Here is a 24,594-nt window from a genome sequence, read left to right as displayed (position 1 = left end):
TATCCGCGACCGCCAAAAGTCATTTAGGCTGCGGGACGATGCGGATGTAGGGCTTCGGCTCTTTCCAGCCCTGCGGATAGATCGTCTTGGCCTCGTCGTTGGAGACCGAGCCCGCGATGATGACGTCCTCGCCCTGCGACCAGTCGGCCGGGGTGGCGACGCGATGCTTGGCGGTGAGCTGGAGCGAGTCGATGACGCGCAGGATCTCCTGGAAGTTCCGACCCGTCGTCATCGGATAGACCAGCACCAGCTTGATCTTCTTGTCCGGCCCGATGATGAAAACGTTGCGGACGGTCTGGTTATCGGCCGGCGTGCGGGTGAGGGGATCGCCCGAGGTCGAGGCCGGCAACATTTCGTAGAGCTTGGAGACGTTGAAATCGATGTCGCCGATCATCGGGTAGTTGGGCGCGGCGCCTTGGGTCTCCTTGATGTCATCCGACCATTTGGCATGGCGATCGACCGGATCGACCGAGAGGCCCATCAGCTTGACGCCGCGCTTGTCGAACTCCGGCTTCAGCTTGGCGAGAGCGCCGAGCTCGGTCGTACAAACCGGCGTGAAGTCCTTCGGGTGCGAGAACAAGAGGGCCCAGCTGTTGCCGATCCAGTCGTGGAACTTGATCTTCCCTTCGGTGGTCTCGGCTTCGAAGTCGGGGGCGGTGGCGCCGATCGGAAGTGTCATGGTTCTACCTCATCTCGTTGAATTTACTGAAGAATACACCTTCGGCCATCGGAGCCATTATAAGCCCTTGGCCGGCCCAAGTGAACGCCAAGTGAACCACCTCAAGTAAAATGTGAATTCTTTCTTCGAAGGGCCGATTTCCCAGCAACTTTCTGTTACAGCGGCGCCTGCGACGAAACATCTCCACCGGAGCCGCCCGGGCTCGATTGCCCCGATAATGCCTTTTATGACTTTCATCACGCTTGCCCGGCGCGTCTAGAACCAGATTGGTCCTGATAGCGACCAATTGGCAACCATCTAGAAAAGTCGCGATCCCCGTATCGAATCGTTAACCACCCCTTTACGCCGGCATGAAAATGCTGGTCGATCAGAAGAAGTCTGGAAGTGAACTATGTCTGCCGCTGCGCCTAAGCCTACCGAGTCGTCGTCCCTCGTGCCGTCCTGCCGCGATACCGCAGCCCATGCCCTCTCCATCGTGCGTGACGGCGTGATCACGGGCGAAGGCCCGACCACCAAGGGAAGGGTGCATTTCTCCCGCTCGCTCGATGCCGATGACACCGCCTGGTGCATGCGCATCCTCACCGCGACCGCCGTCAACGACCAGCCGGTCAGCCGCGCCGAGGCCGAAGTTCTGTTCGAGATCAACGAGGCCGCGACCGAACGCACCGACGGCGGCCGGTTCGACGACCTGCTTGCCAAGGCGGTCGCCCATTATGCCGCCAGCGCCTCGGGCCTGAAGGTGCCGCCGCGCAGCGTCGCGCTGTCGGCTGACACCGAGATCGAGAGCTGGGCGCCGTCCTATGCCTCCAAGGTCAATAGCGAGATGCTGGAGTGGATTGCCGGCCAGATGCGCGGCAAGCGCCAGAACAACCGTCGCCTGATGGCGATGGTGGCGACCTTCCTGGGCGCCACTGCACTGCCTCTGGCGGGCCAATTGCCGAACGTGTTCGACATTGGGATGTAAGATTTTGGGGATGTAAGATTTTGCGCCTCACGTGAGGACGCGAGGGAACGGCGGGGTTATTTCCCCGCCGTTTTTTGTTTGCGGTCCTCCAATCCAAGCTTGTCCACCTCGAGCCCCAGCGTGCGGCCCGGGAAACCAGCGGCATCGAAATAGCGCTGGCTGCCGACGCGCTGGAAGTTCAGCACGGTGACGAGGCCGCCCTCGGCGGGCTTCGACTTCACCGTGCCGGCATAGGCCTTCGGCACGATGCCATTGGGCATGGCCTCGGACATCACGCGGCCGATCAGGCCGCCATTGTGCGAGCTGCGCAAACCCATGAGCTGCGCGGCCGTCATGCCGACATCGGCATTGCTGACCGGAATCTCGTCGACATAGCCGGCTTTGAAGTCCGGACCGATGGCGGCCATGAAGTTCATGGTATCGCCGCGGCTGAAGCTGCCATGCATGCCCTGGCCCTGGCGCAGCACGGTGTCGGCGACCTGCACCGAGCAATTGGTCGGCGCCTCGCCGCAATCGCTGGCATAGGAGCGGAAGTTGACGACGATCGACGGCGTCGGGGTCGCCGACTTGCCGCGCAGATTGATGCTCGACAGCGGCAGCGTCCCGGGGAAGCGGCCGAGCGAATCCTCGACGAACAGGCCGGAGACGTAGTCTTGCTCGAGCAGCGCCTTGATGGTCTTCGCGGCGAGCTTCTTGTCCTTGTTCGGCAGGTAGATCAGGTCCGAGCCGCCATTGGTGGCGACGACGAGGTCCGGCTTGGTGGGATCCTTGCCGAGCACGCCGTTGCCGGCCTTGGGATGCTTGTTGCCTTCGATCTTCACGTTCTTGTCGTTGGGATCGAACAAGGGCAGGTCGAGCACTTTCGCAAGGTCGAGCGCCAGGAAGCCCATCGGCAGGAAGTCCTTGGGCGTATCGTCATAGCTGACCTTGGCCGACGGGCTGGTCTTGCTCTCCTTGGAGATGGTCGAGAAGCCGTGGTCGGCCGAGACGATGATGTTGGTCGAGGCCGCGAGCCCGAGTTCGTCGAGCCCCTTGCGGAGCTGGGCGAGGTTGGCGTCGGCGTTCTTGATGCCGGCCATCGAGGTCGGGCCGTTGATGCCCGGCATGATCTGGTTGAGGCTGTCGCCGGTGTTGTGCTGGCTGCCGTCGGGGTCGCGCGACCAGAACACCAGCACGAAGGGCTTGTTGCGCGCCTTGAACATCGGCAACACCACCTTGGTGGCGACGTCGGCAAAATAGGCCTGCTGCGCGACGTTGGCGACAGTGGTGCCCGGCGTCTTGGCGTCGCCCGCCTTGGAATTGTCGCCGCGCGGCGGCGTGGCGAGGGGCAGGCCGGCCTTGGTCAAAGCGTCCTTCACCTCGTCCGACAGTGCCACGCCGTTCTTGCCCCCGGTGGAATCGTCGAACACGATCGAGTGCAGGCCGGGCTTCTCAGGCTTATCGGTGTGGTCGAACTGGTAGGTCGGGCCGACCTTGCCGATCGCCGCGGTGCTCAGCCCCTTGTCGCGGGCCATCTTCAGAACGGTCTCTTCGTTGAGGTAGTCGCCCTTGAAATGCTCGTCGATATCGCCGAGCACGGCGTCGTTCTCGATGAAGGGAACCACGGTGTCGCCGGCGGGTACTGAGGTGTAGTTGGTCCAGATCGTGTTGGAGAACACGCCGGTGTCGCCGAGATAATGGCCGGTCGACATCGCCGAGCCGTTGGCCATGGTGAAGGTGGGAAAGAGCGAATGCGGGTTCTTGAAGTTGACGCCCTTGTCGCGAACCTCGGCCATCGCGGGCGTCGTCTCCGGGGTGACCTTCAGCGCGCGCAGACCGTCCGGAATGAACAGGATCAGGTTGCGGGGCGTGTTGTTCTGGGCGGAGGCAAGTCCGGTGGACAGCACGGCCAGTCCGGCGGACAGCAACACCAGTGAACGGCGCATCAAGGTCTCTCCTGCAGTGAGGCGGCATGGCCGCGCTGGCGGCTCGCAGCTTCGTTTAGTTTCGCTGCATGACGGTTTTGTTACAAGGGCCCCGGCCGATGCAGGAGGGTTGGGGAGGGGGTGATAGCGTCACGCTCGTGTCCCGGACGCGACGCAGCGCGCAAGCGATGCGGCGCAGAGCCGGGACCCAGCAGGCGACGTCGCTCGCTGCTGCGTGGGCCCCGGCTCTGCAGCGCACCGCCGCACCGGACGATGCTTCGCATCGCCGGGGAGGCGCTGCGCTGGTCCGGGGCACGCGAGCGGGAGTTTTGGCGCACACCCGCCTCAACATCGTCATTGCGAGCGCAGCGAAGCAATCCAGGAATGCATCCGCGGAAAGACCCTGGATTGCTTCGCTGCGCTCGCAATGACGGGGTGTGGCAGGAAAATCGCTTTCCAAATGCTACTGTCATTCCCCGCGAAGGCGGGGAATCCAGTACGCCGCGGCCTATCGATTGAGCCATAACTGTCTCGGAGTACTGGATCGCCCGGTTAAACCGGGCGATGACAGCGAGTGTGTCGTTGCAGACGCGCTTCCGCGTCCTCGCGGCGCATTTCGCCCGAGCTTTGCTCGTCGTCTCACCCTCAATTGAAAGAGGGCGCAGGGAAGACCGGGTGCCGGCCGGGCACCCACGGTCCACTGTGCGAAAGGTGGCAACAAGAATTTGCACAGCGGCATACAGGTGAAGCCAAACATCCGGCCTTCCCTGCGCAGTGGTTTTACGGCTTATGTCGCGCTCTCCCCGGGGAGCGATGCACTATTGCCCCCGTCGCCTTGCGGATGGCTGATGCGCATCGCCCGGTCGGGCAACCACATCACCACAAGACTTGACGCACAGACCCCGGGCGTCAGGACCACACGATTTTGCCGTACGCTGATGGCACCGGTCGTATGCGCGACGACCTCGCTCACGGTTGCCCGCCCTGCAAAGCCGTTCGCGCCGACGCCATCCGCGTCCACCGCCGCCCGGCCCGCGTTCGTGACGATCGCGATACGCCCCTCTTCCTTGGGCCGGGTTGAGCCGACACGTACGCCGTTTCCGAATTTCGGTAAAGTGGAATATTTTCAACCGCATGCGTTGACCTATGAATTGGGTGTTTTGCCCGTCGGGCAGCGCAAGGGATTGTGGCCGCAACCATTCAATCCGGCGCGGTCTGCGCCCGTGGATTGGGTGCAAGGGCCTGCGCCGGCTTCGTCGCGGCCGGAAAGAGCTCGGTCTTGGCGAGATCGCGGCGGAGCGACGACGGCGCGGTGTGCAGGGCAAAGGCGATCGCGATCTGCGTTCTGTTCTGAAGCCGGTATTTGCGCATGATGTTGCCGATGTGCGCCCGCACCGTGTTCTCCGAGATGTTGAGCTCGTAGGCGATGTTCTTGTTCTGCATCCCCCGCGCGATCAGCGTCATCAGCTCCCGTTCGCGCGGTGTCGGTGCGATCAAATCTTTCGGATCCGAGCTCATGGCTGCCTTCCCTGGCCTTTGCGAACATCCCGGCATGCTCTCACTCCGTCTTGAGCGCCTCGATCGGACTCAGCTTGGACGCCTTGTGAGCTGGATAAAAACCAAAGACGAGGCCGGTCGCGATCGAGAAGACGAGAGACAGGCCGATCGCCTGGCCGTCGATCGAGGTGACCCACCCGGCCATGCGGGCGACCGTCATCGAGAGCGTGATGCCGCCGGCGACGCCGATGGCACCGCCGAGCAGGCAAAGGACGAGCGCTTCGCAGAGAAACTGCAGACGGATGTCGCGCATCCGCCCGCCGAGCGCCCGGCGGATGCCGATCTCCCGGGTGCGCTCGGTGACCGACACGATCATGACGTTCATGATGCTGATGCCGCCGACGAGCAGCGACACCGAGGCGATGGCGACGAGCAGCAACGCGACGGTGCGGATCGCGCCCTGCTGCGCCTCCATGGCGGCGGCGGGATCCTGGACCTTGAAGTCGTCGTCCTGGCCGGCGGGGATGCGGTGGCGCTGCCGCAGCAGGTTCTCGATCTCCGCTCGCGCGCCCGCCATCTGACCGTCTGCGGCCACCTTGGCGATGATGTAGGCGACCGAGTCGCGGTTGATGTTGCTGGCGCTGCCGAGGAAGCGCAGCTTGGCCGTGGTGAGCGGCACGAAGGCGACGTCGTCCTGAGCGGGTCCCTTGCGGTCGAGCACGCCGACCACCTCGAGCGGGACCTTCATGATCCTGATCTGCGCGCCGATGGGATCGTCGCCGGGTGCGAACAGCTCGCGCGCGACCATGCTTCCGAGGATCACGACCTTGCCGGCGCCGGCTTCCTCGGTGGCGGAGAAATAGCGCCCGGCCGCGAGCTGCCAGTCGCGCACCATGAAGTGGCCGGTGGTCGTGCCGTTGATCGTCGTGTTCCAGTTCTTGCCCTCGTGGATGACCTGCGCCGTCCCGGCGATGGAGCCGGCCGCGGCCTGGATTTCCGGGATCTGCTCGAGAATGGCCTGCACGTCGCTCTCGGTCATCGTCAGCTTGCTGCCGTCCTTGAGACGCACGCCGCCCTGATAGACCGCGCCGGGGGTGATCATCAGCACGTTGGCGCCGATCGAACGGATCTGCTCCTGCAGACGCAGCTGCGCGCCGGCGCCGATCGCGAACACCGTCACGATCGAGGCGACCCCGATCACGATGCCGAGCATGGTGAGGAAGCTGCGCAGCGGATTGAGGCGAAGGGCGTGCAACGCGATCTGAAAGCCCTGGAGTATCGTCATGACGCAGCGCTCCGTCTCGGCAGCAGCTCCGCCACCGTTTCATCGTTGACGAGCTCACCGTCATGCAGGTGGATCGTGCGCCGGCACTGGGTCGCGATGCCGGGATCGTGGGTGATCATGACGATGGTCTGGCCGGTCCGGTTGAGCGCGGCGAACAGGGAGAGAATCTCGGCACCGGTGCGGCTGTCGAGCGCGCCGGTCGGCTCGTCGGCGAGCACGATCAGCGGGGAGGCGATCAGTGCGCGCGCGATCGCGACGCGCTGCTGCTCGCCGCCGGAGAGCTGCCGCGGGAAGTGATGGGCCCGGTGCAGCATGCCGACGGCCTGAAGGCTCGCTTCCGCGCGCGCCAGCCGTTCCTTGCGCGCGATGCCGCAATAGACCAGCGGCAGTGCGACGTTCTCGATGGCATCGTGGCGCGCGAGCAGATTGTAGGATTGGAACACGAAGCCGATGCTGCGGGCGCGCAGGGACGACCGGCGATCTTCCGTGAGATCGGCGACGTTGGCGCCCTGGAGATAGACCGCGCCCTCGCTCGGCAGGTCGAGCAATCCGATCATGTTCATCAGCGTCGACTTGCCGGAGCCGGACGGCCCCATCACCGCGACGATCTCGCCTTGCGCGATATCGAAGCTGACATTGCGCACCGCCGCCACCGCGACGCCCTCGGTGCGATAGGTCCTGCTGACCGACTGGAGGCTGATGAGGGGCGAGGCGGTCATGATCCGAACCTGATGCCGAGAATTTCCATGCCGGCCGGGCGGATGGCCTGGCCGACGGCGACCTCGCTGCCCTCGACGAGGTCGCCGCTCCGGAGCGCGACCTGCTCGGTGCCGGCGGCGCCGACCGTCACCGCGACGCGCTGCAGCGCGCCGCCGGCGGTGCGCACCCACACGCCGCTACGTGCCGCGGCGTCCGGCCGTGTGCCGGCCGGCTGGAACCGCAGCGCTGCGAGCGGCACTTTCAGCACGTCGTCCTGGCGTTCGATGACGATCTTCACCAGGGCGGTCATTCCCGGCAGCAGCGCGCCGTCGAGATTGGCGGTCGCCAGCACCACGGTGTAGGTGACGACGTGCTGCTGGGTCTGCGGCGCCTTGCGCACCTGGCGCACCACCGCCTCGAAGCGGCGGTCCGGGTAGGCGTCGACGGTGAAATGCGCGTGCTGCCCGGGCGCGATGCGGCCGATGTCGGCTTCATCGACCTGCGCGTGAATCTCCATGTCCTCCAGGCGGTGCGCCACCATGAAGGTGGTGCGTGCTTCCAGTCCGACCGCGAGCGTCTGCCCCTCGTTGACGAACCGGCCGACCACGACGCCGTCGATCGGCGAACGGATCACGGTGCGGTCGAGATCGGCCTGGGCCGCGGCGAGAACGGCGGCCTTCTCCGGCACCGCCATGCGAGCCTGCTGCAGCTCCGCCTCGATGCGGCGGACGTCGGCCTGCGCGCCCTCCACCGAAAAGGAGTTGAGGGACATCAGGATCTCGGCTTCACGTTCCTGGGCGAGGCGCGCGGTGAACTCGGTCTGCGCGTCGTCGACCGCCGTGGTCGCCACCACGTTCTGCGATTGCAGCGCCAGCTTCCGCTGCAGCGTCTTCTGAGCCGAGGACTTCACCGCCTGCGCGCTCTCGAGCTTGGCCGCGAGCACGTCGCGGCTGCCCCTCGCGTTCTGCAGATCGATCCTGGCGCGATCGAGCTTGGCCCTGGCGATGTCGACCAGGGCATTGGCGACTGCCAGCGACGCCCTGGCCTCGTCGACCTTGGCTGCAAAGCTGCGCGGATCGATCAGAGCGAGCGGCTGATCCTTGGCGACGGGGTCGTTGAAGTCGACATAGACACGGGCGAGCTGCCCCGACAGTTGGGAGCCGACCTCGATCGTCTTGACCGGCTGCAGGGCGCCGGTGACGGTGACGGTCTGCTCGACGCTGCCGCGCTGGATCGAGGCATAGCGGAACATGGGTGCGTCCGACCCGTAGGCCGGAACCTCGCGGGTGGAGGGGATCAGCAGCCGCCTGGTCTGGTCATAGGCGCGAGCCGCCGTGTCTGCCGCGCTCCCGGCGGCGCCGGCGATCATGCCCGGCCCGGCGTAGATCGCAGCGAGGCCGCACGCAGCTCCGAGCAAGGCAAATGCTGGCACAAATCGCATATCAAAACTCGCCGATTGAAATGACTTCGGGGAATCGGGAAAAAGTGGCACGCTCGCTATGGTTGTAAAGTATGGAAAGTCGTATCGAATGTCAGTATGTCGTCCTCGCCGGGCTGACGGTCGGGTGCGCCTCGTCATCCAGTAGTAAAGCAGGTGGGGTGCTACTTTTCGTGATTTGATCGGGATGCATACCGAGCGTATCGATACGAGGCGCGCGGTATCGAACTCGATAAGCTGACTGAACGTCCCGTCTGATCCGGCCAGAGCGGCCAGCAGCAGGCGTGCGAGTCGGCACGTGGGTGGCGATGCCATGACGCAGCCGGCGATCCGACGACGCAGCATTGCCGCATTCTCCAAATCGTCCCGCCGCGATGCCGACGGTGGCAAGATCGAAGCCCTCCCATCACGAAGCCCGATATGTGAACGCCTTCACTCGTCTCCGGCGCGTGTTGGCCCTATGACTTCGAACCGGCGGACCGACGCGCTTCGCTCGATCTGCGCGAATCATCCAAGCACCTTGATCTCGCTTGCAAGAAGAATGGATAGCTCGTTGCTTTTTCATCGAGCCCCAAGCCGGGGAGCCCCATGAGTTCAGATCAAGCCACAGTTTACGTCGTTGACGACGAAGCCCAGATTCGAGCCGCGATCGGAAGTCTCTGCGAGGAGACCGGGCATCAGGTCAAGCTGTTCGCCTCGACCGAAGAGTTTCTCGCCGAGACCGTTTCGCCCGGGCCGTCATGCCTCGTGCTCGACGTGCGGTTTCCCGGCACGTCGCCGACCGGGCTCGAGCTGCAGCGCCGGCTGGCCGAGATGGGCGTGCCAATTCCGATCGTCTTCATCAGCGGCTACTCCGACGTCCGCGTCTCGGTCGAGGCGATGAAGCGCGGCGCGGTGGAGTTTCTGCCGAAGCCCTTTCGCGAGCAGGAGATCCTCGATGCCATCAGGCACGGCATCGAGCGCGACCGCAGGCGGCTGCAACGCGAAGACAGCGTGCGTGAAGCCCGCCAGCGCGTCGAGATGCTGACGGCGAGAGAGCGCGAGATCATGCTGCTGATGGCCGAAGGGCTCGTCGCCAAGCAGATCGCAGCAAGACTTGGCGTGAGCGAAGTGACGGCGAAGGTCCATCGCACCAGGATGATGCGAAAGCTGGAGCTGCGTACGCCGATCGAAGTGGTGCGGCTGGTCGACAGCATGGGGCGCGAAGCGGAGACGACACGCAGCGTCTAGTCCGGAGCGACTAGCATGAACTGCAGTCTGTCGCGCAGGCCAGGATCGGTTCAGAGTCATCCCTACGATGTCGGCCTCTTTTCCGGGAAGGCATCCGAAACCAGTCAGACAACTTGGCCAGAAAGGGATACTCCATGCGTAAATTGTTTTTTGCATCCGTTGCCGTGCTCGCTCTGTCCTCCGCGGCTCAGGCCGCCAACACCTCCACCACGGTGCAGGTCGGCGTCGTGAATACTTCGAGCGTTTCGCAGCAGGGCCTTACCAACGACACGTCCTCGACCAGCCAGCTCGGCATCATCAACAGTGCGACGACGATGCAGGGCACCAGCGCGGCCTCGCTCAACAACGGCAGCACGGTGAACCAGGTCGGCGTGCAGAACTCGGCGGCCACCGGCCAGGTGGCGTTCGGCAACAACGGCAGCTCGATCACCCAGAACTCGTTCGGGCCCGCCGCGCTTCAGAACAACGCCGCCGCCGTCGGCCAGATCAGTGTGTTCGGCATCAACGGCAGCACCGTCTCGCAGACGGCGCACTGAAGCCACGGTTCGTTTGGGCCGGACGCATCCAGGTCGGTGCGTCCGGGCCATTCCGGCACCGCAACCGGGCAGGGCGATCAATTGCGACGCTCGCTCATTCTCGCGGAGGACATGACATGCGGATCACCTATTTCATTGCAACGGTTGCGGCATTCGCTGCACTGACGGCAGCCGATGCCCGGGCCGGCAACTCGGCCAGCGTGCTGCAATTCGGCACGACCAACACTTCGTTCATTTCGCAGAGCGGCGGCACCAGCAACAGCGCCACGACGCTGCAGTTCGGCGCCACCAATACCGCGACCACCTTGCAGACGGGCTCGCTGCTCACGGTCAACACCGCGGTGATCGGGCAGGGCGGCACCACTGCGACCGCAACCAATACCGCACTGACCGACCAGGTCGGCGGCGCCAATTCGAGCCTGATAGGCCAGATCGGCGCGAACAACACCGCCGGAGTCGGACAGCTCGGGATCCTGAACGGATCGACTGTTCTCCAGCAGGCGCCGTGAGCAGATCGAAGTGGTGAGGCATGTCATGAAACGTCATCTGGGCGGCGCATGCGCCGCAACGCTCGCTCTGTTCCTGGCCAGCGCCCTTTCGGCGACAGCACAGACGGCCGACATCAAGACCATCGTCTCGGTCGGCGGACCGCCCGTCGTGCTGAATCAGAACAGCCAGCTCAACATGGCGGGCGTGTTCATGATCGGAGGCACGACCAGCGCGACCGTGACGCAGAACGGCAGCAACAACGCCACGGGCGTCCTGCAGTTCGGCGGAACGAGTTCCGCATCGGTCGGGCAGACCGGGGTCAACAACTTCGCCTATGTCGGCCAGGCCGGCCAGTCGGCGACCAGCCTGATATCCCAGCTCGGTACGATGAATGCGGGCACGGTGGCGCAGTTCGGCACCGTCAACGCCTCGACCATCGTCCAGACCGGCCCCTGACGCGCGAGCGATCTCGTCAGTGTCGACAACGAACGGGGAAGCGCGATGCGAGGCGGCAGTCAGGTGCTGAGGCGGGTTTTGGCCCTGGCGGCAATGCTCGCCGCCATCGGTGCGGCGACGCAGGCGTGCGCCGGGACGGTCCAGCGCAGCGTGACCAACCGGAACGTCAGCATCGAAACGGTCGTGCAGTTCGGCGACAATGTTCAGCCTGTCACGATCGAGGAGAACAGCCGCATCAACATCGCGCGGGTGATTCAGATCGGCGGGACCGGCACGGTGGACGCGACCATCATCCAGAACGGCACGCGCAACTATGCCAATGTGATCCAGGTCGGCGGCACCACCAATGCGGTGATCGGTCAGTCCGGGGTTAGCAACACCGCCGAGATCACCCAGATCGGCAATTCGACCAACGCGCTCCTGCTCCAGATCGGAGACATGAACACGGGAGCGGTGAGGCAGTTCGGGCGTTTCAACTGGCTGGCGATCTTCCAGTTCGGCCGATGATGGAGGTGTGACATGAAGCTGCTTCTGCTCGCATCCGGACTGGGATTCATGAGCGTGGTTGCAATGGCGCCGGCCGGGGCCGGCGACGGTCATACCACCGTGGTCCAGGACGAGAACGGCACCTCGGTCATCACGCAGAGCGGTGATCCGGCAGAGGCCGAGGTCAAGATCGAGAAGGAGCCCGGGCGCACGACGGTCTATCGCCGCAGCGGCGGCAATACCGCGATCGTGACACAGGGCAGCGCAAGCCCGCAGGACATGCTCGACTGGCTGCGCAAGCAGCAGGGCCGCTGACGGGACGAAGTCGCTGAAATCAGACGCGAATTCCGGGCGTTCTGCCGCACCCGGTTCCCGGCTAATCGCGTGCCTTAACCAATAATTAATTATACGTTTGCGGGTGGGCGACGGCCCGGCCTAGCCTCCCCGCGGGGAGCTGCTTTCGCAAAGCCAAACCAGTGTGGTGCGTATCATGATTGCCAGATCACATGGGGCGTTGGTCGCCTCGCTCAGCGCCGCTATGCTGCTGCTGAGCTCCGCTGACAGTTTTTCCAGACCCGCTGGCGCCGCGGCGCCAGGCGTCGCAGCAGCAGCCGCCCCGCCGCACGCGGCCCGTCCGCACGTGGGGCCGGGCGCCCGGTTCCACCGCCGCAGCGCGCCCTGGGTCTACTGGCCGGGCGGCGGCGGCTACTTCTACGACGGCGCCGGCTACAACCAGCCCTTCGCCGATATGAACCAGTCGCTCTCCGCCGATGTTCGCTACACCTACACCTATGATGTGCCCTGGGATTGGACGCATCGTTATCCGCCGAACGTCGTGCCGTCCGATCGGCCCTATGTGCCGAGCTGCCCGACGGAGCAGGTGACGGTGCCCGGCCGCGGCGGCAGCGAGCACACCGTCAACATCATGCGCTGCTATTGAGTTAACCCAGCTCGAAGCTGGTCACGCCGAAGACGCGGTCGAGCCGCAGCGGCGGGATCGGCCCGGTGTACATCCGCGCCGTCTCGAACACCGGCTTCAGGCCGAGCTCCTCGGCGAGCGCGATTGCGGCGGAATTGATGGCGGGGACGTCGAGGAAGACCTCGCCCGGGCCCGCGCTTCCGAGCAGGGCCTGCACGACTTGATCCGCGGCTGTGCGGTCGTCGGCGACGAGCGGGCCGATCTTGTAGCCCGTCCGGCAGGGACGGATCACGCCCCATGCGGCGAGCCTGCCCTCGCGCAGCAACGCGCGGCCGACGTGACCTCGTGTGTTGATCCAGGCGCGCAGGAAGGCGCTGCGCGCGGCGGGGAAGACGGTCGCGTCATCGGCGTCCACCAGCGCAAACGGGACCTTGTCGAGCGCAACGACATCGGCCGGCGGCTTCGCGGATCCCGCAACAGTGCCGCCATAGCGGATGTTGGCGTAGGCGAGCTGGAATCCCGACTTCTTGTAATTCTCCTGCTGCGCCACCACGCCGTCGAGGCCGATCACGCGCGCGCCCGCATGCGCGATCGCTGCGTTCCAGATGCGCAGGCCATGGCCGGCGCCGCGAAAGCGCTCGCGCACGATATAGAAGCCCAGGAAGGCGAAGCGGTCATCGTAATTGACGCAGGAGACGGTCGCGACCGGCTCGCCGTCGATCTCGCCGACGAAGAAGCCTTGGCGATCGGGGATCGCAAAGCAGGCGGCATCCGCCAGCCCCGGATTCCAGCCCTCCGCCGCGGCCCAGTCGACGGCGAGGGCGATTTCGTCGGGCCGCAAATTGCGGATCTGCAGATCACTCATTTCAAGCCGCTCGTGTTGGATGCCTTGGGCCATGGACCTGCCGACAGGTCTGACTGTAGAAGGCCCCATGATAGGCCGAGCCTGCGGCTCGCCTCAACTGAAGGGATCATCGGTCATGGCAGCGGAGAAGGTTGCGCTCGTTACCGCCGGCGGCAGCGGCATGGGGGCGGGGGCTGCGCGGCGGCTGGCGGCGGACGGGTTTCGCGTTGCGATCCTGTCGTCCTCGGGCAAGGGCGAGGCGCTGGCGGCCGAGCTCGGCGGCATCGGCGTCACCGGCTCGAACCAGTCGAACGACGACCTGAAGCGCCTCGTCGAGGCCGCGATGGCGAAGTGGGGGCGGATCGACGTGCTCGTCAACAGCGCCGGGCATGGGCCGCGTGCCCCCATCACCGAGATCACCGACGAGCAGTGGCACACCGGCCTCGACACTTATCTCCTGAACGTGATCCGTCCGACCCGGCTGGTCACGCCGCTGATGCAGGCGCAGAAGGGCGGCGCCATCATCAACATCTCGACCGCCTGGGCGTTCGAGCCCAGCGCGATGTTCCCGACCTCGGCGGTGTTCCGCGCAGGGCTCGCCGCCTTCACCAAGATCTTCACCGACACTTACGCGGCCGACAATGTCCGCATGAACAACGTGCTGCCGGGCTGGATCGACAGCCTGCCGCAGCAGGACGCGCGACGCGACAGCGTGCCGATGAAGCGCTACGGCAAGGTCGAGGAGATCGCGGCGACGATCTCGTTCCTGGCCTCCGACGGCGCCGCCTACATCACCGGCCAGAACATCCGCGTCGATGGCGGGCTGATGCGCTCGGTCTGAGGCGGCCGTCTCAATGTGAGGCTATCAGCCGCGCCAGTTCCGGCAGGATCTTGTAGCGGGCGATCTCGTGCGGATATTCGCCGCGATTGGCCAGCAGGACGATGCCGATCCGCCGCGCCGGCACCAGGCCGATATAGCCGGAGGCGTTGTTGAGCCCGCCGGGCTTGTCGACGATGGTGACACCCGGGAGGCGCACGGTCTCCCAGGCCATGCCTTGGCCGAATTTTTCATCGACATGGAAGGCCTCGCGCTGCGTCAGCCGCAGGGCTTCGCGCAAATGCGGATCGATCGCGCGGCCGTCGACGCAGGCGGCGACGAACGTCGCGAGGTCGCGCGCCGAGGAGAACATCTGCCCGGTGCCGGGAAAGTCGAAATAGCTCTGCTGGTTGCCGATCGGGCCGATTGCCGTGCCCTGGTCGGAATAGCCCTGGACCACGCGCTGTATCGCCGCCTCGTCCAAGATGGCGCGATTGTCCGGGCCGCGCTCGGGGACGAAAGTTGAGTGCATGACGAGGGGGCGGAGAATGCGGTGCTCGATCAGCGCTTGGATCGGCATGCCGTAGCGGCGCTCGAGCACGAGCTGAAGCAGCACGTAGCCGGCATGGGTGTAGACGCGTTGCCGGCCGGGTGCGACGCCGGGCGCCGGCTCGAAGGCGTTCAGCATCGCGATGAACTGCTCGCGCGTAAACTCTTCGTTCGGCCATGGCGGATGATCGGTCGGGAGCAGCAGCCCCGACCTGTGCGTCGCCAACTCGCCAACAGTGACGTTGCGGATGTAGCTGCCGGTCAGCTCGGGCAGATATTTCGGCAGATGATCGTCGAGCCGCAGCTCGCCGCGCAGCACTCCGAGCGCCACGAGCGTGGCCTCGAACGGCTTTCGCAATGAGGCGAGGTTGAACAGCGTATCGGGTGTCACCGGCCGCCTGGCGGCATCGTCGGCGAACCCGTAGCTGAAGAACTCGACATGGCGTCCGGCATAGAGCGCGGCGGCGAGGCCGCCCGCATGGTCCGGCATCGCGGTCGGCGCCAGCGCGCCGGCGACGATGTCGCGCATCTGCGCGATCATGTCGGAATCCGCGGAGGCGCGGCGCGGGCAAAGCGCCATCGCAAACGGAATGAATGCGGCGCGGGCAATGCTTCGCCGGGTGATCGGGGATGAGATGACAAATGGCGGCACGTGCTCTGATCGATCATGCTGATGCGCCCCCGGATATGGTTTAGCGAGGAGGGGGCGAGGTCCCAATTCACAATTGCGCGTTGTGGGTTCCCATCGATCGACGAAACTGAGCCATCAGGCTAACAATTGTTGACGTCCGCGATCCCGGGTGTATAGTTAGCTTCATGGCTAACCAATCGCCCCATCTCGACCAGATCTTCGCAGCGCTCGCCGACCCGACGCGGCGGGCCATCGTGATGCGGCTGTGCGCGGGCGAGGCGTCGGTCGGCGAGCTCGCCGGTCCCTTCGACATGGCGTTGCCGAGCTTCATGAAGCACATCCATGTGCTGGAGACGAGCGGGCTCGTTCAGTCCGAGAAGTCCGGGCGCGTGCGCACCTGCCGTCTCAGCGCGGACGCGCTTGTCGGCGCCGAGGATTGGTTCCAGCAGCAGCGCGCGGTCTGGGAGGCGCGGCTCGACCGGTTCGAGGCCTATGTGATGAAGCTCAAGAAAGAGAAGGAAAGGGCGGGCGCCAAGCGGTCGTCCAAGACAACCAAACGGAAAGGTTCCTAATCATGACGAGTTCTGCCAACCCCGCTCTGTCGCAATGGTCGCTCGACCGCGAGATCGTGATGTCGCGCGTGATCGACGCGCCGCGCGATCTGGTGTTCGAGGCATGGTCCGACCCGAAGCATCTGCCGCAATGGTTCGGCCCGAAGGGATTCAAGGTCGAGACCTTCGAGATCGACGTGCGTGTCGGCGGCGTCTGGCGCTTCAACATGATCGGGCCCGACGGCACGGTCTATCCGAACCGGATGCGCTTCCGCCGCATCGAGCGGCCGTCGCTGATGGAGATGGATCATGGCCTCGACCAGGACGACGATCCCGGCATGTTCCGTTTCACCGTCACCTTTGCCGAGCAGAGCAACGGCAAGACCGTGCTGATGATGCGGCAACTGGCCTCGAGCGCCGAGCAGCGCGACGGCATGATCGGCTTCGGCGCCGTCGAATACGGCTACCAGACGCTCGACAAGCTGGCGGCTTATGTGGCGGGAATGAAGCGGTGATACGAGGTGATTGTTCGGGCATCGATGTATCGCATCAACCCGAACGACGGATGACTAGTTGAACGCGCTCTGGATTCAGCCTTCAACGGCTTGAACATGCGGTCCGGCTCCGGCGGCAATTCGCCGGGGCCGCATTCACGCGCGGCGCTGCCGGTTCCCTCGCATGCGCGAGCCATAGGAACGATCGCTGCCATCAGGGTTTGGCAGTGATGACGCACATCATCTTCAGCGACTATCGCAATCCCGCGGCGGAGCAGGCCTACGAGATCGCCTGGGACTTTCTGGTGCGGACGGGCGCCATTCGCGACGAATTCGAGGCCTGCGTGTTCCTGGCGCAGCGTATCACCGTGATGGTCGAGAAGGGACACACGAATCGAATCCGCATAGCCAACCGCGCGATCTCCGAATACCAGCGCCACGCCGAGGAACGCGACGGTCTCATCCGCGGCGGTGGCCGTTACGCCGAAGGGCGCTAGGCGCCGGCCAAACGGGCTCTCGCCACCTCAGTCCAGTGCGAGAAGCAGCGTCAGCTCCTACTCGCCCTTGAGACCGGCGTCGCGGATCAATCTGGCCCACTTCTGCGTCTCGGCGTCGATGAACTGGCCGAACTCGGCCGCGGTGCCGGCACGCACCTCGAGGCCCTGGGCCGTCAGCTTGTCCTTGATCGCAGGCTCGGCGAGTGCGCGCAGAACCTCGGCCTGGAGCTTGTCGACGACGGCGCGCGGCGTCGTGGACGGCACCATGAAGCCGTACCAGCCGGCGGCGACGACGTTGGGAAAGCCCTGCTCGCGCAGCGTCGGCGCCTGCGGGTAGAGCGCGCTGCGCTCGGCCGAAGCGACGCCGAGAACGGTGAACTTGCCGCTCTGGATGTAGGGCAGGGCGGTCGGCAGCGCGGTCAGCGTGGCATCGACGCGTCCGGCGAGCAGCTCGGTGTAGGAGGCGGCATCGCCGCGGAACGGGATGTTGAGACCCTTGACGCCGGCATCGCGAAACAGGAGCTCTCCGGCAAGATGCGGCTGCGAGCCGGCGCCGGGAGAGGCGAAGGTCAGTCCGTCCGGCTTCGACTTGCCGTAGGCGATCAAGTCGGGAAGCGTCTTGAACGGCGCATCGGCACTGATGATGAGGAACAGCGATGCGATCACGGCCATCGCGATCGGCTGCAGATCCCCGCGCTCATAGGTCAGCTTGCCGAATAGCGCCTCGGCGGTGGCGTAGGGCGCCGCGACGTAGAGGATCGTATAGCCGTCGCCAGGCGCATGGGCGACCATGTCGTTGGCGATGCGTGTGCCGGCGCCGGGCTTGTTCTCGACGATGAATTGCTGGCGCAGACTGCGGCTGAACTCCTCGGCCAGCAAGCGCAGCGAGATGTCGTTGGAGCCGCCCGGACCGTAAGGCGAGATCAGCCGCACCATCCGCGACGGCCAGACGTCCTCAGCGTAGGCGGAAAATGACGAGGCCGAGACGCCGGCGGCGACGGCGCCCAGCAGTGCTCGGCGTGTGATGGTCATGATGGCCTCCCGGAGATGGGGCGCCAGCTCTTTTGTTCATGTCCTGGCGCTCTTCTTGTTTTGCTTGCGCGTCTCGGCCGTGGGCATCGCCGCTCCGACCACGGCCCGGACGCTATCGGCGAGCGCCGCGATGCGCGGACCGATTTCGCCCTCGAGCTGCCCGGGCTGGAGCCGGAAGGCAGGGATGCCGCAATTGATCGAGAACGACTGCTTCGATTCGCTCACATGAAACAGCGGCGCGGCGACGGCATGGATCGAGGCCATGTACTCGCCCCAGCAGGTGCAGAAGCCGCGGCTTTTGCATTGCGCGATCCCGGCGCGGTATTTGTCGCGGACGGCCGACCACAGGCCGGCGTCTTCGGCGGCGAGATTCCGTTCCAGCCGGTCTGCATCGGCCGGCGGCAGGGCCGCCGCCGCAGCGCGGCCCATGGCGGTCATCACGACGGGAATGGGCATGCCGATATCAGGCACGTGCGGGCCGACATCGCCGGAGCGAGCGGTCTCGACATAGATCATCGAGGTCGCATCGAGCAGGCCGATGGAGACCGTGCCGCGGACGCTGTGCGCCAGCTCCTGCATCATCGGCCGCGCCAGTTGGCGGAATTGCATCCCGGCGAGCAGAGGATGCGCCATGCGCAGCGCGCGTGCACCGACGCGGTACTTCGACCGCTCGGCGTCGTAGCGGAGATAGCCAAGCTGGGCCAGCGTATGGGTCAGCCTCGCCACGGTCGGGCGCGGAATGCCCGTCAGCGTCGACAGCTCCATGTTGCCCAGCAGCGTGCTCCCGGCCTTGAACGCCTCGAGCACGACCAGCCCCTTGGCCAGCGTGGTGGCGAAAGCGGCGTCGTCGGCGCTCTCCGCCAGCACGGCTGCGGCGGAGGAGAGCGGATGCTGCGGTTTGGAGGAGCCGGTCGGAGCCATCCCCGGAATATCAGACGGACAGATTTCGAATGTCCAATAAATTCGCTATGCGGCAAAATTGTCCGGTATGTGGACGCGCCCTGTCCGCCTGTTTTCCGGTTGCGGGCACCGCTGGAACGACAGGGCACACACAGATTTTTGTCGTGGTTGCATGCCGTTCTGTGACAGGATTATTACGACGACATGTCAGATCGATAAATTTTGCGGAGCGGTTCATGTTGCAGTGGCAGGCGCGGTCAAATCCCCTCGCATGGTGGTGGGGATCCCTCACGGTTGTGAGCAGCGCCAACATCCTCGTCTGGTTCATGCTGTACCGTGAGTTCTACCCGACGGTCGCAGGCAGCATCAGTGGCGGCTCGGACATCGGGCTGATGTTCCTGCTGTGCGCCGGCTATGTGTTCGGCTGCGCCTTCCGTTCGGTGCTGCCGCGCGCCGACGTGCAGCGCATCTGCCTGTTCGACACCTGGCTCTCCAGCGTCTTCGTCGGACGTTCGGTTGCGACCGTGGCCGAGGTCTGCTTCGCCGCGCAATGGGCGATCATCCTGCATCAGCTGGGCACCATGACCGGCGCCGAGACGGCGGTGAACATCGCGTGGGTGATTGTCCCGGTGATCATCATCGCCGAGTGCTTCTCCTGGTACGCGGTGGTCACCACCAATTATCTCTACAACGCGATCGAGAATTCGCTGTGGGCGGTGACCTTCTTCCTCGCCGGCATCGCGCTGTGCCGCCTGATGCCGGAATTCCAGGGCGTGGTGCGCTGGGCGCTGATCGCTGGCATCGTCGGCATCGCCTGCTTCCTCGCCTTCCTCGTCACCGTCGACGTGCCGATGTATCTCAGCCGCTGGCGGGCAGGGCACGCCGAGGGCGGCAGGTTCTTGGGCCTGCTCGAAGGCCTGCACGACGTTGCGACGCGCTGGGTGGTGACCCACGACATCGCGCATTGGAAGGGCGAGCTGACCTGGATGTTCCTGTATTTCAGCGCGGCGGTGTGGTCGAGCCTCGCGCTCTGCGCGCTCTACGCGATGGAAGGCTATCTGGCGCGCTATCTCGCCTGACGGTCAAAGTCTTGTTTGAGGCGTTTTCCAAGCGCCTTACTTGCCGACCAGGCTGCATTTGCTGCGATCGAGCGGGCGGAAGGCCTGGTCGGGCGGGATCGTCGCGACCAGCTTGACGAAGTCCCACGGGCCTTTGGATTCCTCCGGAGTCTTGACCTGCACCAGATAGAGATCGTGCACCATGCGTTGGTCCTCGCGGATGCGGCCGTTGGTGGTGTAGGCGTCCGACACCGGCGTCGCCTTCATTTTGGCCATCACGACGGCGCCCTCGTCGGAATCGGTGTCCTTCACGGCTTGCAGATAGTGGCGCACGGCGGAATAGACGCCGGCCTGGATCTGCGAGGGCATCGCCTTGCGGCGAGCATGGAACGCATCGGAGAATTTCCGGGCTGCCGGCGAGACATCCTCGAAGAAGGAGGTGACGATGAGATCACCGCGCGTCGCTTTGAGCCCAACCGCTTCGATGTCGACGTTCTGGAACGACATCGGCACGATCTTCATGCCCTGGCTGGCGAGCCCGAACTCCTCGGCCTGCTTGATGGCGGTCGCGTTGTCGCCGGCAACGTTGATGGCCAGGATCCTGGCGCCTGACGACTGCGCCTGAAGCAGGAACGAGCTGTAATCGGGCGTGCCGAGCTGCGCCTTGACGCTGCCGGCGACCTTGCCGCCGAGTGCGGCGATGCGCTCGCGCGCGGTCACCTCGATCGAATGACCGAAGGCGTAGTCGCCGGTGATGAAGAACCAGGGCTCCTTGCTGGTCTGCATGATGCCGGAGACCACGGCGGTCGCCGTGGAATAGGCGTCCTGGGTCCATTGCACGCTGGTTGGGGCGCATGCGTCATCGGTCAGCTGGTTCGCGCCGGCGCCGGAGATGAGAAATATCTTGCCGTTGCCGCGCACCAGCTCCTGCACCGCCAGCGCCGCGCCGGAGCTACCGCCATCGGCGATCGCCTGGACCCCGTCGCTGAACCATTTTCGCGCCAGCGACGCGGCGAGATCCGGCTTGTTCTGGTGATCGGCCTGTAGGATCTCGATCGGCTTGCCGTTGATCTTGCCGCCGAACTCCTCGGCGGCCATCCGCGCCGCTTCGACCGAGCCCGGACCCATGGCGGTCGCGAACACGCCGTTCATGTCGGTGAGGACGCCGATGCGGATGGCGTCGCCCTTGATCTCGGCCCGCGCGGCGGAGCCCGCGAGCGCAAGTGTGATCAGGAGCGTGGCGGCGGAGCTGGTGCGGGTCGTGCCCATGGCGTTTCCTCAAGTTTATCGTTGATGGATTGGTCTTGGCGGTCAGGCCGGTTCGGCGATCACCGTGTTGCGCAAGGTGCCGATGCCGGAGATCTCGACCTCGACGGTGTCGCCGGGCCGCATCCACAGCGGCGGCGTGCGCTTGGCGCCGACACCGCCCGGCGTGCCCGTGACGATGACGTCGCCGGGCAGGAGCGGGCAGATGGTGGAGATGTAGACGATCAGCTCGGGGATGGCGGTGATCAGGAGATCCGTCGTCGTGTTCTGCACGACATTGCCGTTCAGCCTTGTCCGCAAGGTGAGCTTTGACGGATCCGGAATCTCGTCCGTCGTCACCAGCCACGGACCGAAACTGCCGCTTTCGGCAAAGGTCTTGCCGGCGAGGAACTGGCTGGTGTGGCGCTGCCAGTCGCGGATGCTGCCTTCGTTGTAGCAGGAATAGCCGGCGATGTGATCGAGCGCGCTGCCAAGGGGGATGTGACGGCCCGCCTTGCCGATGACGAGCGCGAGCTCGCCTTCATAGTCGAAGTCGTCGCTCACCCCTGGTTTCACGATGGGCTGGAGATGGCCGACCTGGCTACAGGCGAAGCGCGCAAACAGCGCCGGCCTTTCGGTGACGGTGCGGCCGGTCTCGGCCACGTGATCGCGATAATTGAGGCCGACGCAGATGATCTTGCCGGGATCAGGGATCACGGGCGCGAAGCTGACCTTGTCGAGCGCATGATCGGGGGCCGTGGAGGCGGCCAGTCTTGCCGCCTCGGCGAGGCGACCGGCTTCGAGCAGCTGCCGCAGCGTGGTGCAGCCCGCCATCCGCGCGCCGAGATCGACGACACCGTTGTCCTTGACGGCGCCGAAGGAGGAGCGTCCGTCCACACTGAATGAGAGCAGCTTCATGAAAGGTCCTTGAGAGGTTCGGTCAGGCCGCGGAGGGCGCTTGGGCTGAAGGAATTTGGATTGAAGGCGCGATGGCGGCGATGAGGCGGTCGAGCTCGGCCTCGTTGCAGGCGGTGCCGCGGATGTACCGGTCGGGACGAACCAGTGCGGCGATGATGCCGTGCTCGCGCAGCCAGTCTCGGACACCTTCGGCCTCGTCGCCGGCGAGGATCTCGATCCCGGTCTGCGACAGCGCGAGGCGCGACGGCAGCGCGGCCGCCGTCTCGATGAGCAGCACATGATGATAGCCGGTCCGGTCATCGCTGCGGCGTCCGTCGCTCAGCATGAATTGCGGTGCGAGATGTCCGGCGAGCGGCAGGTCGCCGAACCCTAGTCCGGGGCCGAGCAGGGGCTTCTTCACTTCCAGCTTGACCGGCGCGTTCTCGCGCGCCTCGCCGGCGGCAAGGCCGGCCTCGATCGCCTTGGTGTTGATGACACCGCCGAGGCGAATGGCGAGCTCGATGAACTCGCGCACATGCGGCAGGCGTTCGCTCTGATAGGTGTCGAGCAGATCTGGTGCGGCGCCGTCGCGGATCACGCTCGCCAGCTTCCAGGCGAGGTTCGCGGCATCACGAATGCCGGCGCACATGCCCTGGCCGAGAAAGGGCGGTATCTGGTGCGCGGAATCGCCCGCGAGCAGCAATCGCCCGTTCCGCCATTGCTGCGCGATGACCGAATGGAACGTGTAGACCGCGGCGCGCTCGATCTCGGCATCGTCGGGCGTGATCCAGCGCGACAGCAGCTCCCAGACCTTCGCGGGTTGTGCGACCTCCTGCGAGTCCTCGTCGGGCAGAACCGTGATCTCCCACCGCCGCCGCGTGCCGGTGCCGCGCACGTAAGTTGCGGGCCGACTGGGATCGCAATGCTGGAGGCTGTAGTCGCCGAGGTCGTCGCGCGTGCGCTTGAGCAGAACGTCGATGACCAGCCAGCGCTCGTGGAAGCCGAGGTCGTCCATGCCCGAGCCGATGAAGCGGCGCACCAGGGAGCGGGCGCCGTCGCAGCCGATCACATATCCGGCGCGGACCTCGCTGAGCCTTCCGTTGGAGAGGTCTTCGTAGCGGACGCGCACGCCGTGCTCGTCCTGATCGAGCGCGAACACATCGCAGCGGCTCTGCAAGGTGACGTGTGGCCAGCGGGCGAGGCCGCCGATCAACACGTCCTCCAGATCCGGCTGGTGGAAGCGGTAGCTGAGATGCCAGCCCATCGGCGTCAACGTCTGCGGACGGGACCAATCCAGCAGCATGCGGCCGGCGGCATCGAGAAAGAGCATGCCGGGACTGAGAATGACATGCGGCAGGATCGCGTCGCCAAGAGCGATGGTCTGGAACACGCGCATGCATTCATCGTCGAAATGCACCGCGCGCGGCAGATGATAGGTCCGCGCTTCGCGCTCCAGCACCAGCGTCCGCACGCCGCACAGGCCGAGCAGGTTGGCGAGCGTGGCACCCACCGGCCCGCGGCCGACGATCACGACGTCAAACTCTTCTGGGGTGGATTTATCTTGCATGGGGTATCTTTTCCCCAGGCAAGGCCGGCCCTTCAACGCCGGCGTGCCAAGTGTCCGCCCAGCGGACGATCTCTAACCCGCGACAGGAATGGCCGACGCCGTGTCCAGCAGTTGGTTCGCGAACTGCGCCACCGCTTCGTCGATCCCCAGCGCCGAGCGGATCCATATGATCGAGATGCAGCCGAATACGGCGCCGTCCCGCACGATGGCAACGGCAATCGATGCCGTCTTGGGATTGTATTCGCCCTCGCTTCGGATGGCGTAACCTCGCGCGGCGGTTTCGGCGATCATGCGGTCGAGCCGGCCCTGGTCGAGGAAGGGGCGGTCGTCCACCTCGTCGATGCGGCGGAGATGATTGATGATGAGATCACGTTCGCGCGCGGGGCAGGCGGCGAGATAGGCGCGGCCCGCAGACGTGCGCAGCATCGGCAGCCGCTTGCCGATCATGCCGCGGTCGATCGAGAGCGGGCTGCGAGAATGCGTGGTCTCCTGCACCACCATGGCCGCGTTCTCGTAAGTCGAGAGATCGACCGGCCAGACCAGCTTCTTGCTGAGATCGGCGAGATAAGGCGCCGCTGCCTGGCAGATCACCACGCCGGGATCGTAGCCGTCGCCGAGGCTCAACGCGCGCCGGGTGACGCGAAAACGATCGTCGCTGGCGCTGCGGGCGATATAGCCGAGCTCCTCCAGGGTTTCGAGCAGGCGATAGACGGTGGGTCGGGGCAAGTCGAGCGCGCGGGCAACGTCGCCGGCGCGGATGCCGCCGGAGCGGTTGACCTCCTGCAGCACGTCGAGCCCGCGCTTGAAGGCGCGGACGCCCTCAGACTGCCGAGGCTGGCCGTTCCGCGTCCGCTCCTTGGACACTTCGTACTTCCTCCCTTGTGGCATATCGCGGCGCGCTTATTGTCGTTGCGAACGCGAGGCGATTGC

Annotated in this window: 27 protein-coding genes; 13 read left to right on the top strand and 14 right to left on the bottom strand. The window is 65.3% G+C overall.

What is annotated here, in order from left to right; translation table 11 throughout:
- Nucleotides 1-19: 19 nt before the first annotated feature.
- Entirely contained in the window at nucleotides 20-679 is a 660-nt protein-coding gene (locus DCG74_RS27605) for a peroxiredoxin (RefSeq protein ID WP_172783254.1), read from the bottom strand.
- A 391-nt stretch (nucleotides 680-1,070) separates the two neighbouring features.
- On the opposite strand from DCG74_RS27605, the gene DCG74_RS27600 reads away from it, so the two are divergent.
- The gene (locus tag DCG74_RS27600; protein ID WP_172783255.1) at nucleotides 1,071-1,643 is read left to right on the top strand and encodes a hypothetical protein; all 573 of its coding nucleotides are present in this window, start codon (nucleotides 1,071-1,073) and stop codon (nucleotides 1,641-1,643) included.
- Nucleotides 1,644-1,699: 56 nt separating this feature from the next.
- On the opposite strand, the gene DCG74_RS27595 is transcribed toward DCG74_RS27600, so the two are convergent.
- The 5 genes from DCG74_RS27595 to DCG74_RS27575 form a co-directional block, all read right to left on the bottom strand.
- The gene (locus DCG74_RS27595; protein ID WP_172783256.1) at nucleotides 1,700-3,568 is read right to left on the bottom strand and encodes an alkaline phosphatase family protein; all 1,869 of its coding nucleotides are present in this window, start codon (nucleotides 3,566-3,568) and stop codon (nucleotides 1,700-1,702) included.
- A 1,179-nt stretch (nucleotides 3,569-4,747) separates the two neighbouring features.
- Nucleotides 4,748-5,065, bottom strand: coding sequence for a response regulator transcription factor (locus DCG74_RS27590; protein WP_172783257.1), 318 nt, complete (start codon nucleotides 5,063-5,065; stop codon nucleotides 4,748-4,750).
- A 40-nt stretch (nucleotides 5,066-5,105) separates the two neighbouring features.
- Nucleotides 5,106-6,329, bottom strand: a complete 1,224-nt coding sequence (locus tag DCG74_RS27585; RefSeq protein WP_172783258.1) for an ABC transporter permease — start codon at nucleotides 6,327-6,329, stop codon at nucleotides 5,106-5,108.
- Nucleotides 6,326-7,048, bottom strand: coding sequence for an ABC transporter ATP-binding protein (locus tag DCG74_RS27580; protein ID WP_172783259.1), 723 nt, complete (start codon nucleotides 7,046-7,048; stop codon nucleotides 6,326-6,328). Before DCG74_RS27580 ends, DCG74_RS27585 begins: the two co-directional genes overlap by 4 nt.
- A complete protein-coding gene (locus DCG74_RS27575; protein ID WP_172783260.1) occupies nucleotides 7,045-8,469 on the bottom strand; it encodes an efflux RND transporter periplasmic adaptor subunit in 1,425 nt (474 codons plus the stop codon). Before DCG74_RS27575 ends, DCG74_RS27580 begins: the two co-directional genes overlap by 4 nt.
- Nucleotides 8,470-9,054: 585 nt before the next feature.
- Here DCG74_RS27575 and DCG74_RS27570 point away from each other — a divergent pair.
- From DCG74_RS27570 to DCG74_RS27540, 7 genes are all read left to right on the top strand, one after another.
- Nucleotides 9,055-9,696 carry a response regulator transcription factor gene (locus DCG74_RS27570; protein ID WP_172783261.1) on the top strand — a complete coding sequence of 214 codons (642 nt, stop codon included), beginning with the start codon at nucleotides 9,055-9,057 and terminating at the stop codon, nucleotides 9,694-9,696.
- Between the two features lie 134 nt (nucleotides 9,697-9,830).
- On the top strand, nucleotides 9,831-10,232 hold the full coding sequence (locus tag DCG74_RS27565) for a curlin subunit CsgB (RefSeq protein ID WP_172783262.1): 402 nt from the start codon (nucleotides 9,831-9,833) through the stop codon (nucleotides 10,230-10,232).
- Between the two features lie 116 nt (nucleotides 10,233-10,348).
- The gene (locus DCG74_RS27560; protein WP_172783263.1) at nucleotides 10,349-10,741 is read left to right on the top strand and encodes a curlin; all 393 of its coding nucleotides are present in this window, start codon (nucleotides 10,349-10,351) and stop codon (nucleotides 10,739-10,741) included.
- A 25-nt stretch (nucleotides 10,742-10,766) separates the two neighbouring features.
- Complete coding sequence (locus tag DCG74_RS27555; protein WP_172783264.1) at nucleotides 10,767-11,177, top strand: curlin; 411 nt, start codon at nucleotides 10,767-10,769, stop codon at nucleotides 11,175-11,177.
- Between the two features lie 45 nt (nucleotides 11,178-11,222).
- On the top strand, nucleotides 11,223-11,684 hold the full coding sequence (locus tag DCG74_RS27550; RefSeq protein ID WP_172783265.1) for a curlin: 462 nt from the start codon (nucleotides 11,223-11,225) through the stop codon (nucleotides 11,682-11,684).
- 12 nt (nucleotides 11,685-11,696) lie between these two features.
- Nucleotides 11,697-11,978, top strand: a complete 282-nt coding sequence (locus tag DCG74_RS27545; RefSeq protein ID WP_172783266.1) for a hypothetical protein — start codon at nucleotides 11,697-11,699, stop codon at nucleotides 11,976-11,978.
- A 175-nt stretch (nucleotides 11,979-12,153) separates the two neighbouring features.
- Nucleotides 12,154-12,603, top strand: a complete 450-nt coding sequence (locus DCG74_RS27540) for a hypothetical protein (protein ID WP_172783267.1) — start codon at nucleotides 12,154-12,156, stop codon at nucleotides 12,601-12,603.
- A 1-nt stretch (nucleotide 12,604) separates the two neighbouring features.
- Here DCG74_RS27540 and DCG74_RS27535 read toward each other — a convergent pair whose 3' ends face one another.
- Nucleotides 12,605-13,447, bottom strand: a complete 843-nt coding sequence (locus DCG74_RS27535; protein WP_172783268.1) for a GNAT family N-acetyltransferase — start codon at nucleotides 13,445-13,447, stop codon at nucleotides 12,605-12,607.
- A gap of 115 nt (nucleotides 13,448-13,562) precedes the next feature.
- On the opposite strand from DCG74_RS27535, the gene DCG74_RS27530 reads away from it, so the two are divergent.
- Entirely contained in the window at nucleotides 13,563-14,267 is a 705-nt protein-coding gene (locus DCG74_RS27530; RefSeq protein ID WP_172783269.1) for an SDR family oxidoreductase, read from the top strand.
- Nucleotides 14,268-14,277: 10 nt separating this feature from the next.
- On the opposite strand, the gene DCG74_RS27525 is transcribed toward DCG74_RS27530, so the two are convergent.
- Entirely contained in the window at nucleotides 14,278-15,333 is a 1,056-nt protein-coding gene (locus DCG74_RS27525) for a serine hydrolase (RefSeq protein ID WP_172783270.1), read from the bottom strand.
- A 275-nt stretch (nucleotides 15,334-15,608) separates the two neighbouring features.
- Between DCG74_RS27525 and DCG74_RS27520 the strand changes: the two genes are divergently transcribed.
- The 3 genes from DCG74_RS27520 (at nucleotide 15,609) to DCG74_RS27510 (ending at nucleotide 16,965) form a co-directional block, all read left to right on the top strand.
- A complete protein-coding gene (locus DCG74_RS27520; protein WP_172783271.1) occupies nucleotides 15,609-15,995 on the top strand; it encodes a helix-turn-helix transcriptional regulator in 387 nt (128 codons plus the stop codon).
- 2 nt (nucleotides 15,996-15,997) lie between these two features.
- Nucleotides 15,998-16,489, top strand: a complete 492-nt coding sequence (locus tag DCG74_RS27515) for an SRPBCC family protein (protein ID WP_172783272.1) — start codon at nucleotides 15,998-16,000, stop codon at nucleotides 16,487-16,489.
- 209 nt (nucleotides 16,490-16,698) lie between these two features.
- Nucleotides 16,699-16,965 carry a hypothetical protein gene (locus DCG74_RS27510; RefSeq protein WP_172783273.1) on the top strand — a complete coding sequence of 89 codons (267 nt, stop codon included), beginning with the start codon at nucleotides 16,699-16,701 and terminating at the stop codon, nucleotides 16,963-16,965.
- Between the two features lie 57 nt (nucleotides 16,966-17,022).
- Here the strand turns inward: DCG74_RS27510 and DCG74_RS27505 are convergent, their stop codons facing one another.
- Nucleotides 17,023-17,997, bottom strand: a complete 975-nt coding sequence (locus tag DCG74_RS27505) for a tripartite tricarboxylate transporter substrate binding protein (protein ID WP_172783274.1) — start codon at nucleotides 17,995-17,997, stop codon at nucleotides 17,023-17,025.
- A 36-nt stretch (nucleotides 17,998-18,033) separates the two neighbouring features.
- Complete coding sequence (locus DCG74_RS27500; protein ID WP_172783275.1) at nucleotides 18,034-18,918, bottom strand: IclR family transcriptional regulator; 885 nt, start codon at nucleotides 18,916-18,918, stop codon at nucleotides 18,034-18,036.
- A 215-nt stretch (nucleotides 18,919-19,133) separates the two neighbouring features.
- On the opposite strand from DCG74_RS27500, the gene DCG74_RS27495 reads away from it, so the two are divergent.
- Nucleotides 19,134-19,976 (top strand): hypothetical protein, encoded by an 843-nt coding sequence (locus DCG74_RS27495; protein ID WP_172783276.1) that lies wholly within the window; start codon nucleotides 19,134-19,136, stop codon nucleotides 19,974-19,976.
- 36 nt (nucleotides 19,977-20,012) lie between these two features.
- On the opposite strand, the gene DCG74_RS27490 is transcribed toward DCG74_RS27495, so the two are convergent.
- The 4 genes from DCG74_RS27490 to DCG74_RS27475 all read right to left on the bottom strand — a co-directional run bounded on the left by DCG74_RS27490 (nucleotide 20,013) and on the right by DCG74_RS27475 (nucleotide 24,528).
- Nucleotides 20,013-21,224: an ABC transporter substrate-binding protein gene (locus tag DCG74_RS27490; RefSeq protein WP_172783277.1), complete on the bottom strand. Its 1,212-nt coding sequence runs from the start codon at nucleotides 21,222-21,224 to the stop codon at nucleotides 20,013-20,015.
- A gap of 42 nt (nucleotides 21,225-21,266) precedes the next feature.
- The gene (locus DCG74_RS27485) at nucleotides 21,267-22,118 is read right to left on the bottom strand and encodes a fumarylacetoacetate hydrolase family protein (protein WP_172783278.1); all 852 of its coding nucleotides are present in this window, start codon (nucleotides 22,116-22,118) and stop codon (nucleotides 21,267-21,269) included.
- Between the two features lie 22 nt (nucleotides 22,119-22,140).
- A complete protein-coding gene (locus DCG74_RS27480; protein ID WP_172783279.1) occupies nucleotides 22,141-23,664 on the bottom strand; it encodes a bifunctional 3-(3-hydroxy-phenyl)propionate/3-hydroxycinnamic acid hydroxylase in 1,524 nt (507 codons plus the stop codon).
- 72 nt (nucleotides 23,665-23,736) lie between these two features.
- Nucleotides 23,737-24,528, bottom strand: coding sequence for a DNA-binding transcriptional regulator (locus DCG74_RS27475; protein WP_172783280.1), 792 nt, complete (start codon nucleotides 24,526-24,528; stop codon nucleotides 23,737-23,739).
- Nucleotides 24,529-24,594: the final 66 nt, after the last annotated feature.

This window comes from Bradyrhizobium sp. WBAH42, assembly GCF_024585265.1.
Classification (GTDB): Bacteria; Pseudomonadota; Alphaproteobacteria; order Rhizobiales; family Xanthobacteraceae; genus Bradyrhizobium.
This window is presented reverse-complemented; position numbering and strand designations above follow the sequence as displayed.